Genomic DNA, 12,686 nt, shown 5'->3' with positions numbered 1-12,686 from the left:
ATTATTACGTATAAGATCTAATTACTCTTCCATTCTTTTAAGCCCTATATCAATTCAAAATGGCATCTTATTTTTTAAACACTTGTACTATTAACCATTAACTGGAGCAATACTCCAATTAATGATTTCAATATTTTTCACCTCCACTTTCCCTTTGACAAGAACATGTGGAATTAAGTGAAACATCCCAAATCTTCTACCAATTTTGTATTCATCTCTATAATATTCTTTTGTGTAGGTATTTAATTGCTTTAATTCTTTATATTCATTAAAATTGATGAATTCTATTTCACATTCTTTTAATTCGCTATTTGGTCCAGCCCAATTGTGCTTTGAGTACTTGTATATTGCCATACACTGACCCTTCAATGCGCTAATAGGAATTCTATAAAATAGCTTATTTGTATGGATGTTTACTCCTATTTCCAATAATACTTTATAAATCTCATAAGGATGCAGTGGTAAAAAATGCACGACATCATTCCATAAACATTCTAGTTTTGGTATATTACGTGTTAATAAGTGTTCCCTTTGAGGATGATCTTTATATTTTTGTATATACTCTCCATATAAATTAGGATATACCCTTCTCAATTCATTTAATGGGATTAAATATTCTCCTTTTAGTTCTTCTGGTACCATATGATAAACATATTCCATAAAAAACCTCCTATAAAAGATATACTTCCTACTCAAAAAATTCTTCGCCATCTTTTCTATAATGTCCTCTGTCGAAGAATAATCCTATTATTCTCAAATCAGACACATAATAAGTGATTTCAATCACCACATTGTTTTTCATTTATCGCTATTCTTAATTTAGATATTACATTTAAACTTTATGGAGGCATTCATATGGAACATACATTTACTGAAACTTCTATTGTCGGTGAGATTGTTACACAATTTCCGAAAGCTAGTGATCTTTTTAAATCATATAGAATAGATTTTTGTTGTGGTGGTAATAAGCCACTTATTGATGCAATTCATGAAAGAAATTTATCAGCTACTGAAGTAATTACAGAGTTAAATACGCTTTATCATAATACGAAACGATTAAATGAATCTGAAATTGATTGGAAAAATGCTTCTTATCGTGAATTGATTGATTATGTAATTCATAAGCATCATCGTTATTTAAATGAAGAGTTACCACAGTTAAGTCCTTATGTGACGAAAGTATTACGTGTTCATGGAGCAAATCAGCCGCATTTAGCTAAAATTCATAAGCTATTTCATGAACTTAAAATGGAATTAGAACAGCATTTAATTAAAGAAGAAACCGAAGATTTCCCATTAATTTTAGAATTTGAAAAAAATCCAACTGATGAAAACTATGCAAAGTTACGTAAAGTAGTAGATGAACTAGAAAATGAACATAACCACGCTGGCAACATTATTAAAGAGCTTCGTAAAGTTACAAATGACTTTACTCCTCCAGAAGGAGCTTGCGGCACTTATCGACTTGTTTACAATCGCCTTGAAGCGTTAGAGTCTGATTTATTTGAGCACATTCATTTAGAAAATAATATTTTATTTCCACGTGCCATTACGAGAGCGTAAATAAAGCGCAGGACATGAGTATACATACTGATGTCCTGCTTTTTCATTTCACAAAAACTATACACATCCTCCTCACACAAATCCGAATTTTAACAATTTGTGAATCATTATAAAAATGTGATAAATATCACATCTCCCCCTTTCTTGATTTTCTATAATAAAAATATAATCCTTTGTTCAATATTTCACATAAAAAGGGGAAACGAAAATGAAAAAACGTTTAGTTATGATCGGAAATGGTATGGCTGGCATACGTTGTATGGAAGAAATATTAAAACATGATTGTGATTCATATGAGATTACTATTTTGGGAGATGAACCGCATCCGAACTACAACCGTATTATGCTCTCTCATGTATTACAAGGCAAAACAAATATACAAGATATCATTATGAATGAATACAGTTGGTATGAAGAAAACGAAATAACTTTGTATACAAATGAAAGAGTTCAAAGTATTAACCGAGAAGAAAAAATTATTATTACAGAAAAGAATCGTACTGTTACATATGACAAACTCATTATCGCAACAGGTTCTAGTGCTTTTATTTTACCCGTTGAAGGCTCTACTCTTCCTGGTGTAACAGGATTTCGAACTATTGAAGATACACAATTTATGATTGATACTGCGAAAGAAAAGAAAAAAGCCGTAGTCATTGGTGGTGGATTACTTGGTTTAGAAGCCGCAAGAGGTCTAATTGATTTAGGAATGGACGTACATGTTGTTCATTTAATGCCTAGCTTAATGGAGCAACAACTAGATACGAAAGCAGCTTCTCTTCTGCGTGAAGATTTAGAAGCGCAAGGCATGCAGTTTCTCATGGAAAAGAAAACTGTAAAAATTCTTGGTACAGATCATGTTGAGGGCATTCAATTTGAAGATGGTGAAGTTGTAGATTGTGATTTAATCGTAATGGCTGTCGGTATACGACCAAATACGAAAATAGCAAGAGATGCTGGTCTAATTGTCAACCGAGGTATTGTAGTCAATGACTATATGCTAACAAATGATGAATCCATTTATGCAGTTGGCGAATGTGCAGAACATGATGGTATCGCATATGGACTTGTTGCCCCTCTTTATGAACAAGGCACAATATTAGCGAAACATATAACGAATTTACAAACTGGTGGATATACGGGCAGTATCGTCGGTACGCAATTAAAAGTTGCTGGTTGTGATTTATTCTCTGCTGGCCAAATTTATGAAGATGATCAGACGAAAGCAATTTCAATCTTTGATGAATGTAAACGTTCCTATAAAAAAGTATTAATTCGTGATAATAAAGTTGTCGGTATCGTTTTATATGGTGACACAGCTGATGGTACACGCCTCTTTAGCATGTTAAAGAAAGAAGAAGACATACAAGAATATACAGCCGCTTCCCTTCTTCACAAAGCTGGTGAAGAAAGTGAACTCGATGTTGCTACAATGAGTGCGGATGACACGATTTGTGGATGTAATGGTGTTACGAAAGGTACAATCGTTCACGCTATTTTAGAACAAGAGCTAACTACTTTTGAAGAAGTAAAAAGATGCACGAAAGCCGCAGGATCTTGTGGTAAATGTCGTCCGCTTGTGGAGCAAGTTTTATCTCATACACTCGGAGATGCTTTTGATGCTGCTGCGCAGTCTGCTGGTATGTGCGGATGTACAACTTTATCACGTGATGAAGTCGTAGCGGCCATTCATGAGAAAGGATTAAAATCGCCAAAAGAAGTACGAAACGTTCTTGGTTTTGCGCATGAAGACGGCTGTTCAAAATGTCGCCCTGCTTTAAACTACTATTTACGTATGGCGATTCCAGAAGAATATGAAGATGATAAATCGTCCCGTTTCGTTAATGAAAGAATGAACGGTAACATCCAGCACGATGGTACATTCTCTGTTATTCCACGTATGTACGGAGGCGTTACAACAGCTGATGATTTAATGAAAATTGCTGAAGTTGCGAAGAAATATGATGTTCCTCTTGTGAAAATTACAGGCGCGAGCCGAATCGGATTATATGGTGTTAAGAAACAAGATTTACCTAACGTATGGGCTGACTTACATATGACTTCGGGATATGCGTATTCAAAATCGCTTCGTAATGTAAAATCATGTGTTGGTTCTCGCTTCTGCCGTTTCGGCACGAAAGATTCATTAGGACTTGGTATGTTACTTGAACAATCATTAGAAATGGTAGATACACCTCATAAAATGAAGATGGGAGTAACGGGCTGTCCACGTAACTGTGCGGAAGTATTAACGAAAGATTTTGGCGTTGTATGTGTCGAAAATGGATACCAACTTTATATTGGCGGAAATGGTGGTACAGAAGTACGTGAAGCTGATTTTGTAATGATTGTCCCTACTGAAGATGATGTCCTTCGTATCGCTACAGCTTACATGCAATATTATCGTGAAACTGGTATTTACGGAGAGCGTACTGCCTACTGGACAGAACGTTTAGGCTTCGATCATATAAAGGAAATACTACAAGATACAAATATGGTTAGTACGTTAAATGAACGTTTCCAAACAGCTCGTAGTACATATACGGAAGCATGGGGACAAGCGCTAGAAACGAAGTCATTAAAAGCGATGTATGAAGTAGAAACTGTGAAATAAGGAGCTGTGATCTATATGATACACACGAAAGAAAAAATAAAAGTTATGCGTGCAGAAGATCTTCCTATTCAAATCGGTAAAGAGGTACAAATGAAAGGTATGTCTATCGCCCTATTCCGCCTTTCAAATGGCGATATTCGGGCTGTAGAAAATCGTTGTCCTCATAAAAACGGACCATTAGCAGAAGGAATTGTATCTGGTGAATTCGTCTTTTGTCCGCTGCATGATTGGAAGATTTCATTACTTACAGGTGAAGTTCAAAAACCTGATGACGGCTGTATTCAAACATACGAAGTAGAAGTTATTGATGGTGACATTTATTTATACATGTAATTTACGAAAGGAAGCCTCCTCTGGCTTCCTTTTAAATAAAAATAGTCGAGGTGCAATTATGAACGGATATGTATATTTAGTTGGTGCAGGACCAGGTGATGAAGGACTTATTACAAAAAAAGCGATAGATTGTTTAAAGCGTGCAGATATTGTTTTATATGACCGCTTATTAAACCCTATCTTTCTTAGCTATACAAAAGAAACATGTGAACTTATGTATTGCGGAAAAATGCCAAAGAATCATACTATGCGACAAGAAATGATTAACGCACACCTTCTTCAATTTGCGAAAGAGGGAAAAATTGTTGTCCGATTAAAAGGCGGAGATCCATCTATTTTTGGCCGTGTTGGTGAAGAAGCAGAGACTTTAGCAGCAGCAAATATTCCATATGAAATTGTACCAGGTATTACATCTAGCATCGCCGCTAGTAGCTATGCTGGTATCCCCCTCACCCACCGTGACTACAGTAATAGCGTCACTTTACTAACGGGGCATGCAAAAGGTCCTTTAACCGATCATGGAAAGTATAATTCATCTCACAATAGCGATACGATTGCCTACTACATGGGTATAAAAAACTTACCTACAATTTGTGAAAACTTACGACAAGCAGGAAAAAAAGAAGATACGCCAGTAGCAATCATTGAATGGGGTACAACTGGTAAACAGCGCGTTGTTACAGGGACACTATCTACCATTGTCTCTATCGTCAAAAACGAAAATATTTCTAATCCTTCTATGACAATTGTTGGTGATGTCGTTTCCTTACGAGATCAAATTGCTTGGAAAGAACGTAAACCATTACATGGTAAAAAAGTTTTATTTACATCCGCAACAAATAAAACAAGTGTAATGAAGCAAAGGTTACAAGAAGCTGGTGCAGAAATATATCAAATTCCAACTTTCAAAAAGGTAGAATATATATTAACCCTTGAACAAATCAATGAAATTTTTAACGTTGATCGCCTTGTTTTTTGTTCAGCTGAAAGTGTAGAAATATTGATGCGATCATGTAGTAAACATCAGAAAGATATTCGTTCCTTACAGGCAGGGCTGCAACACATGAACGTTGCCACTCAAGAAAAACTTATGCAATATGGCCTACTAAGTAAAGAAGCAAAGTTCTCTTCCGATACAACTGTTTATTTAGGCAGAAATATTAACCGAATTGCTTTTATTCAAGAGAAAATTGGTGCTGGCTCCTATATGATGACTCATGAATATACAATTGATCATCGCTTTGATGAAGTCCATTCTCGGATGCTTTCTGAATTCTCATGGGATAGCATTGTTTTTGACGGCCGTGCTTCAATTGATACATTTTTATCAGAAATAAAACGACTTGGCTTTATCGATATTCTTACTCTTCCCTTCTCGTATACCGACGTTCCAACTTTACACTATGCAAATAAAGTCGGGTTTCATAACATTGATCATCAATTACAAGAAACTCTTATGAAGAAAGACATGGTAAGACAATGAAAGGAATTGTATATGTTGGACACGGTAGTCGCTTGCAAGAAGGAAACGAACAATTCATTCACTTTATCCAATCTGTTATGAAAGAACGTAACGAAAGGATTCAAAAAATAGCTTTTCTAGAACTAACAACACCTACTATTTCGGATGCCGTTACAGAAACGATACTAGAGGGCGCAACTGAAATAATGATTGTACCTGTCTTATTATTTGCAGCAGCTCACTATAAACGTGATATTCCTTTTGAAATAGAGCAACTACAAAAGAAATATCCACAAATCAAATTTTCAGTTGTACCTCCTTTTAGTACGCATCCACATATGGTGGAACTTGTAGTAAAAAGAATACATGAAACGATGCCAATGCAAGGTAGTAGTATTTTACTCGTAGGACGAGGCAGTAGTGACCCACAACCGATACGTGAGTTACAACAAGTCGGAGCAGCTGCCGAACGAAAACTTGGTATGCCAGTATCGTGCTCCTTTTTAACGAAAGGAACGCCCTCTTTTACTGCTGAGCTCAAGAAGATAACATCGTCTGCGCCTCACGTATACGTCATGCCATATCTTCTCTTTACCGGGTTGTTGCTTCAAAAAATTAAGTTGCATACGAAAAAATATGATCACATTACGACTTGTAACTGTCTTCAGTTTGATACATATATGAAATTAACATTGTTAGAACGAATGGAGGAATGTGTGTATGTATAACATGTACCCTCTTATGCTTAATTTAAATAAAAAAGTGGTCGTTATTATTGGTGGGGGTAAAATCGCATATCGAAAAGCGTCTGGATTAAAAGATACAGGAGCTTTTGTCACCGTTATTAGCCCAGAAATTTGCGCGGAAATGAAGGAACTCCCTTATATTACTTGGAAGCAAAAAACTTTTAGTAATGATGATATTAAAGATGCTCACCTTATTTATGCAGCTACAAATCAACATGCTGTAAATCTGATGGTTAAACAGGCCGCCCACAATTTCCAGTGGGTTAACGTTGTAAGTGATGGTACAGAATCATCGTTTCACACACCTGGTGTCATACGAAATAATGAATATGTTGTAACGATTTCAACTTCAGGTAAAGATCCATCGTTTACGAAGCGTTTGAAGCAAGAACTAACATCTATATTTCCTAAACTTATAAAAAAGCTTTCTCTTACTCACAAATTATAATCTATTTCTTAGCTAAAATAGTAATTACCTTTGGACAAACGTTTTTTAGAAGCGTTTGTTCTTTTTATTTTGGTTTCTTTTTTGAATTAAGCCACTTGATTATCAGACATAGTACAATTGTAAACGACACCTAATATATCAAAGACTGTTTTCCTCTCATATCAATGGGATTTCCATCCATCATTTACCGCCTCAAATCCATTCGGTTTTAAACGTATATTCAAAACAAAATATATGATAAATAAATAACGACAGTTACTGTAATAATGCTGAAAAGTGTTGAAAATAAAACGATTTGTGCATGTAGTTCAGGCTCTATTTGATACTCCATAGCAATAGTTGATGTATTTCTTGAAGTAGGAAAAGAACTTGCAATAAATAATGATTGTGCAACAATTCCATCAATGTTTAAGAGGTAGATCATGGAAAGTGCTAATAATGGCCCCATCAGTAACCTTCCAATTAAAGACCATGTTATGACTCTATGGAAAAAATTAAGCTTAATGTTGGCTAATTGTGCTCCTAGCAATATGAGTGCTATGGCAACAAAACTATTCGCAAGCTGATTAAGAGGTAGAAAGATAGAATTAGGTATTTGAATTGTAAACGATTGAAAGAGAATCCCTAGTACGAGCGCATGAAATACAGGCAGTCTTAGAAATGATTGAATAATACCTCCGATTGTTTTTGTTGCTGATAGTAAGTTATAAATCCCATATGAATAAGTTAAAAGGTTTTGGAAAATCACAATGAAAATCTGAATGGAAACCCCCACTGGATTGTGACTGAAAATCAATTGACTTACTGGTAATCCATAATTACCGGAATTCATTAACGAAATGCTATTTTTTAGAGCTGCACTTTCTCCTTTTTCTAACTTTAATGTTTTTGAAATAAAATGACTTACTAGCATTAGACTCAGACTATAAAACATTAAATAGTACATGATCTGGAGCAACAAACCTGTTTCTATACGAATATCATATATATTCACAAATACAGCCGCTGGCATCAAGCAATAATTAATAAGTATAGATAGCTGCTTTAAGTTAAATTGGAACTTCCTTTGTAAGATTGCACCAATTAGCATCAATATTAATATTGGCACTATTACGTCTAATATAATGAAAATAAACATTTAAAACCTCATTCTACATATATTTTAGTTGGATTAAACGCTTTACTACATATGGACACATTTAATTCAAATGTAGACCCTGATGCTACCCAAAATACCATTTAAAAGCATTCGTATACAAGATGTTATCGGTAGCTTGTTCATCAAATAGCTGGTGAATCAATTTGATATCTCCATACTCAAAAGGTCTTTTCGCTCTTGTAGATGGTAAATCTGTTCCAAACATAAGTGCATCTGGGTTAACTTCATAAATCGACTTTAAGGCATTCTCAACATCTAATTCGACACGACCAAAACCAGTAGCTTTCACATGTACCCCTTTATCAACTAGTTTTAATAAATGTGGTAAACCTTCTTCTGATAACCCTAAATGGTCAATTGATATAGCTGGTAATTTTTCTATAGTGGATGCAATTTCGGGTAACTCTTTTGCATCCATATAAAGCTCACTATGCCATCCTACTAAATCATGAACTCTTCTAGCAAAGTAATCCAGCTTCGATAAATCTTCTGAACCACCTCTTTTAATATTAAATCGTAATGCTTTTATCCCATTTTCATTTAAATTTAGTATTTCTTCATCCGTCACCGTAAAAGGTAATTGTGTTACGCCACAAAATGTTGAACCCAACTGTTTTAGTGCCTTTAATAAATAGTCTTGATCAAACCCTTGGAAAGAACCAGATACGATCGCTCCACCAATTACATTCAAATTAGGAGTTTCATTCTGATAATCTTCTACAACAAAGTTGGGTGGAAAATATCCTTGGTTCTCAATGATCGGAAAATTAAAATCAATAATATGAAAATGTGCATCAAAAATTCTCATTTCATTTCCCTCCCCTCTCTTTTCTTTAACATATCAAACATGACTCATAAAGAAAATTATGGATTATTTATACAAATTCATAATTTTATCTTATCGACCTAAACTGTATTCTTTATTTTAAGTGTACTTTTTCACAATATCTATTAGCCTTACCAAAAAATCTGGCCCTAAAAAAGATAGCAATAAAACATGTCGAAGTCTATTACTAAAAGAACCATCCTAGATTACTTTAGGATGGTTCTTTTTCTTTATTAATGATTCTTTAACATCACTAACAGCTTTTCTTGACTATACATCCATACTGTAATAATTAAACAAGCAAGTGCGACTTCTGATAACGCCATAAATCCTATTGCATAATGACCTGTTAGTTGGAATAATAATGTTAAAATTAATGGCGGGAAGAACCCTCCTAGTCCGCCTAAAGCTGAAACGAGTCCGTTTACAATACCAGCTTGTTCAGAGAAGTACATTGGAACGAGTTTGAATATTGTACCATTACCAATCCCCGCGCAAAATGCAACTAATAAGCAACCAAATGTATACACATTCATACTAGGCATAAATGATAAAATAATACCTGAAAGTGTTAAACCGATAAATACAAAGATTAATATTTTAAATGGATTAAACTTATCACCGAGCCAACCACCAATCGGACGCATAATTGTTGCGAGTACGATGAATCCGGCTGTCCGCATACCTGCATCTACTTTCTCTAATCCGAAATGAGATACTAAAAAGTTTGGTAAGTACACTGTAAATGCGACGAATGATCCGAATGTTAAAAAGTAAAAGATACATAGAAACCAAAGTTTTTCATTTTTATATACACCTTTTATTTGTTCCATTAGTGGTGTATTCACTTTTTTCTCTTTACGATCGCCTAATAAAAAGTTCATAAGTGCAAACGTTGCAAGTAAAACTAAATAACATTGTACTGTCGTTCTCCAGCCAACTGAAGTTGCGATAACAGGCGCTAAAAATGAAGTAATTGCTGTTCCAGCGTTACCGACACCGTAAATACCATTTACAAAACCGTGACTCTCTTTTGGAAAGTATTTTGGTAAAGAAGTTACTCCTACAGAGAATACAGCACCACCGATTCCTACAAATAATCCACCAATAATTAAATCCATCATAGAATTGGCAACACTAATATAAAAAACAGGAAATAATAATAGAATAAAACTAATAAAGAATAATTTTCTTGCTCCGAAACGATTTGTCCAATAGCCAATTGGAATGCGAAGAACAGAACCTAAAATAACGGGTACTGCTGTTACCATAGAAATTTGTCCCGCAGTTAATGGGATATCCACTTTAATATAGGGCATTAATGATGATAAAATAACCCATACCATAAAACCGATAATTAGATTAGAAGTTTGTAAACTTAATTGAAAATTAGGACTTTTCATCCTGTTCCCTCCTATGTATACGTAGTTATATTCATTCCCTCCATCCTAATCACGTTCTTACATGATTAGGATGAAAAGAATCAACCACCACTTACTGGCGGAATCATTGCTACGACATCGCCAGTTTGAATGATGTCATTCTCATTTGCATACTCTTCATTTATAGCGACCATAATCTCATTTGAAATCGCTACGTTGTATTTCTTAATGAGTACCTTCTTTAGTTCAGCAACTGTAATATTTTCACAATCGATGTGTAATGCTGGTTTGCTTACTTCTTCTTGTAAATGGGCAAATAATAGTACTTCAATCATATCCTCATCTCCTTTCCAGGTTCGCCATTCTCATATGCTACCTTCTCTAACTGATCACCAATCCAACATTCATCATCTTCCCAAAACTCTTTCTTCCAAATGGGAACGATTTGTTTTATACGCTCCATAATATATTCGTTCGCCTCATAGGCAGCTTTACGGTGTGGTGTAGAAACAGCGACGACAACAGCAAGATCAGAAATTTGTAAAGTACCAATGCGGTGTGTAATGGCGACAAATGTCCCAGGCCACTTCTCTCCTACTTCGGCGCCAATTTTCTCAAGCTGTTTTTCTGCCATTGTTTTATATGCTACATACTCTAAATAAAGCGTACGTCGACCTTTCGTAAATTCTCTAACAGTACCAATAAAAGTAGTAACCGCACCACACTCACGACGAATTACTTTGTTTGTCACTTCTTCAATTGAAATAGGTGTATCAATTACTTCATAATACGTATGTGGCATTTCGCACCTCTTATCTTTGTATAAATTAGCAACCTATTTTTCTATTATTTGTATGAACGAAGCGATTCTTTCCATGGCCATTCACTTCCGCTGGTTGATTCTAATAACAGTACCGAAACAGTAATTCCAGCTTTAAATCCTCTCGTTCCCCCTGGCAAAACGATAAATGCATTCGCTTCTGCAAGTGAAGAAATTGCACTAGATTTATCTAAACCAACTGGTGTCGCTTGCAATTTTCCATTTACAATTTCCACTTTTCCTCTCACAAAACGAGTGAATGGGTTTGCTTTTGGAAAGTCTTTTTGTAAAATTGCCTCTGCACGAAATACGTGCGAATCTTTTCTATGCAAGTATGTTCGAATGACTGGCCTAACATATAATTCACAACCGACATAACAAGCAGAAGGATTACCAGATAAACCAAATAATAGTTTTCCCTCTAACTCAGCTACAGTTGTCACACTTCCTGGTCGCATCGCAATTTTATTGAAAAGTACATTAGCTTGTAATCTCTCATAAATAGCAGGTAAATAGTCATAGTCTCCTACCGAAACGCCACCAGTTGTAATTAAAATATCGACTTCTTTTATCGCTTTTTTTACAGTGTTATAGCACGTCTCAAAATTGTCAGCGAATTGTCCATAATACTGTACAACTCCGCCTGCTCGTTCAATTTGAGCAGCTATCATATAGGAGTTACTATTTCGAATCTTCCCTGGCTTTAATTTTTCATGTACTTCAAGCAGTTCGCTACCCGTCGTTACAATTCCAATAACCGGCTGTTTTACAACGTGTACAGAACTATAACCAAACGTAGCAAGAAGTGCTGCTACTCCAGGATTAATAACAGTCCCTTTTTTCACCAGAATGCTATTTTGTTTTACATCTTCTCCTTTAAAAGAAATGTTATCCCCAGCAACAAAGGAGCGTTTCAATTTCATATAAGTCTTTTCGTTTTCTTCAAATTCTTCCGTTAGCTCCAACATGGCTACTGCATTACACCCCGCAGGAATTGCCGCACCTGTCATAATACGGACAGCTTGAAATGGTTCCACTCCTTCTGTAAAAACAAAACCTGCTCCAATTTCGCCAATCACTTCAAACTGAATGGGATTACTGTTACTAGCTTCTTTTGTGTCTTCCGCTCGAATCGCAAATCCGTCGTACGGAGAGCGATCAAAATGCGGAACATCATGATCTGCAATAACATCTTCTCCAAGCGTTCTACCGTAGCTTTTTATAAGAGAAACCTTTTCTATTTCACCTTGGTAGGCATATTTCATTACACGCTCAACCGCTTCTGCTACTGGAATTGGTATACGTTTATCTAACATTCTTTTTCACCTCGTTT

Annotated in this window: 13 protein-coding genes; 6 read left to right on the top strand and 7 right to left on the bottom strand. The window is 35.4% G+C overall.

Features of this window, described 5'->3' with window-relative positions; translation table 11 throughout:
* Positions 1-90: 90 nt before the first annotated feature.
* Entirely contained in the window at positions 91-660 is a 570-nt protein-coding gene (locus ACTFSI_RS10710; protein ID WP_440045374.1) for a group-specific protein, read from the bottom strand.
* 195 nt (positions 661-855) lie between these two features.
* On the opposite strand from ACTFSI_RS10710, the gene ric reads away from it, so the two are divergent.
* The 6 genes from ric (at position 856) to ACTFSI_RS10680 (ending at position 7,166) form a co-directional block, all read left to right on the top strand.
* Positions 856-1,563: an iron-sulfur cluster repair di-iron protein gene (ric, locus tag ACTFSI_RS10705; RefSeq protein WP_000401355.1), complete on the top strand. Its 708-nt coding sequence runs from the start codon at positions 856-858 to the stop codon at positions 1,561-1,563.
* 208 nt (positions 1,564-1,771) lie between these two features.
* The gene (gene nirB, locus ACTFSI_RS10700; protein WP_138322096.1) at positions 1,772-4,177 is read left to right on the top strand and encodes an NADPH-nitrite reductase large subunit; all 2,406 of its coding nucleotides are present in this window, start codon (positions 1,772-1,774) and stop codon (positions 4,175-4,177) included.
* A 15-nt stretch (positions 4,178-4,192) separates the two neighbouring features.
* Entirely contained in the window at positions 4,193-4,510 is a 318-nt protein-coding gene (nirD, locus tag ACTFSI_RS10695; protein ID WP_138322097.1) for a nitrite reductase small subunit NirD, read from the top strand.
* A 58-nt stretch (positions 4,511-4,568) separates the two neighbouring features.
* The gene (locus ACTFSI_RS10690; RefSeq protein WP_138322098.1) at positions 4,569-5,993 is read left to right on the top strand and encodes a uroporphyrin-III C-methyltransferase; all 1,425 of its coding nucleotides are present in this window, start codon (positions 4,569-4,571) and stop codon (positions 5,991-5,993) included.
* Positions 5,990-6,700 carry a sirohydrochlorin chelatase gene (locus ACTFSI_RS10685; protein WP_000676456.1) on the top strand — a complete coding sequence of 237 codons (711 nt, stop codon included), beginning with the start codon at positions 5,990-5,992 and terminating at the stop codon, positions 6,698-6,700. The genes ACTFSI_RS10690 and ACTFSI_RS10685 overlap by 4 nt, the downstream gene beginning before the upstream one ends.
* A complete protein-coding gene (locus ACTFSI_RS10680) occupies positions 6,693-7,166 on the top strand; it encodes a precorrin-2 dehydrogenase (protein WP_044792584.1) in 474 nt (157 codons plus the stop codon). Before ACTFSI_RS10685 ends, ACTFSI_RS10680 begins: the two co-directional genes overlap by 8 nt.
* A 220-nt stretch (positions 7,167-7,386) precedes the next feature.
* Here ACTFSI_RS10680 and ACTFSI_RS10675 read toward each other — a convergent pair whose 3' ends face one another.
* From ACTFSI_RS10675 to ACTFSI_RS10650, 6 genes are all read right to left on the bottom strand, one after another.
* Positions 7,387-8,304, bottom strand: coding sequence for an AEC family transporter (locus tag ACTFSI_RS10675; RefSeq protein ID WP_138322099.1), 918 nt, complete (start codon positions 8,302-8,304; stop codon positions 7,387-7,389).
* An 85-nt stretch (positions 8,305-8,389) separates the two neighbouring features.
* Positions 8,390-9,133 (bottom strand): amidohydrolase family protein, encoded by a 744-nt coding sequence (locus tag ACTFSI_RS10670; RefSeq protein ID WP_001217840.1) that lies wholly within the window; start codon positions 9,131-9,133, stop codon positions 8,390-8,392.
* Between the two features lie 251 nt (positions 9,134-9,384).
* Positions 9,385-10,554 (bottom strand): nitrate transporter NarK, encoded by a 1,170-nt coding sequence (narK, locus tag ACTFSI_RS10665; RefSeq protein ID WP_002194307.1) that lies wholly within the window; start codon positions 10,552-10,554, stop codon positions 9,385-9,387.
* 80 nt (positions 10,555-10,634) lie between these two features.
* Positions 10,635-10,868: a molybdopterin converting factor subunit 1 gene (moaD, locus tag ACTFSI_RS10660; RefSeq protein ID WP_000573672.1), complete on the bottom strand. Its 234-nt coding sequence runs from the start codon at positions 10,866-10,868 to the stop codon at positions 10,635-10,637.
* A complete protein-coding gene (locus ACTFSI_RS10655; protein WP_044792588.1) occupies positions 10,865-11,335 on the bottom strand; it encodes a molybdenum cofactor biosynthesis protein MoaE in 471 nt (156 codons plus the stop codon). The genes moaD and ACTFSI_RS10655 overlap by 4 nt, the downstream gene beginning before the upstream one ends.
* A gap of 44 nt (positions 11,336-11,379) precedes the next feature.
* Positions 11,380-12,669: a molybdopterin molybdotransferase MoeA gene (locus tag ACTFSI_RS10650; RefSeq protein ID WP_138322100.1), complete on the bottom strand. Its 1,290-nt coding sequence runs from the start codon at positions 12,667-12,669 to the stop codon at positions 11,380-11,382.
* Positions 12,670-12,686: the final 17 nt, after the last annotated feature.

Origin of the sequence: Bacillus cereus group sp. MYBK101-2, assembly GCF_051918845.1 — a bacterium.
GTDB classification, from domain to species: Bacteria; Bacillota; Bacilli; order Bacillales; family Bacillaceae_G; genus Bacillus_A; species Bacillus_A paranthracis.
This window is presented reverse-complemented; position numbering and strand designations above follow the sequence as displayed.

Excerpts from the sequence above, each read along its gene's own strand:
- ACTFSI_RS10710 (WP_440045374.1), bottom strand. The coding sequence starts at position 660 with ATGGAATATGTTTATCATATGGTACCAGAAGAACTAAAAGGAGAATAT.
- ric (WP_000401355.1), top strand. The coding sequence starts at position 856 with ATGGAACATACATTTACTGAAACTTCTATTGTCGGTGAGATTGTTACA.
- nirB (WP_138322096.1), top strand. The coding sequence starts at position 1,772 with ATGAAAAAACGTTTAGTTATGATCGGAAATGGTATGGCTGGCATACGT.
- nirD (WP_138322097.1), top strand. The coding sequence starts at position 4,193 with ATGATACACACGAAAGAAAAAATAAAAGTTATGCGTGCAGAAGATCTT.
- ACTFSI_RS10690 (WP_138322098.1), top strand. The coding sequence starts at position 4,569 with ATGAACGGATATGTATATTTAGTTGGTGCAGGACCAGGTGATGAAGGA.
- ACTFSI_RS10685 (WP_000676456.1), top strand. The coding sequence starts at position 5,990 with ATGAAAGGAATTGTATATGTTGGACACGGTAGTCGCTTGCAAGAAGGA.
- ACTFSI_RS10680 (WP_044792584.1), top strand. The coding sequence starts at position 6,693 with ATGTATAACATGTACCCTCTTATGCTTAATTTAAATAAAAAAGTGGTC.
- ACTFSI_RS10675 (WP_138322099.1), bottom strand. The coding sequence starts at position 8,304 with ATGTTTATTTTCATTATATTAGACGTAATAGTGCCAATATTAATATTG.
- ACTFSI_RS10670 (WP_001217840.1), bottom strand. The coding sequence starts at position 9,133 with ATGAGAATTTTTGATGCACATTTTCATATTATTGATTTTAATTTTCCG.
- narK (WP_002194307.1), bottom strand. The coding sequence starts at position 10,554 with ATGAAAAGTCCTAATTTTCAATTAAGTTTACAAACTTCTAATCTAATT.
- moaD (WP_000573672.1), bottom strand. The coding sequence starts at position 10,868 with ATGATTGAAGTACTATTATTTGCCCATTTACAAGAAGAAGTAAGCAAA.
- ACTFSI_RS10655 (WP_044792588.1), bottom strand. The coding sequence starts at position 11,335 with ATGCCACATACGTATTATGAAGTAATTGATACACCTATTTCAATTGAA.
- ACTFSI_RS10650 (WP_138322100.1), bottom strand. The coding sequence starts at position 12,669 with ATGTTAGATAAACGTATACCAATTCCAGTAGCAGAAGCGGTTGAGCGT.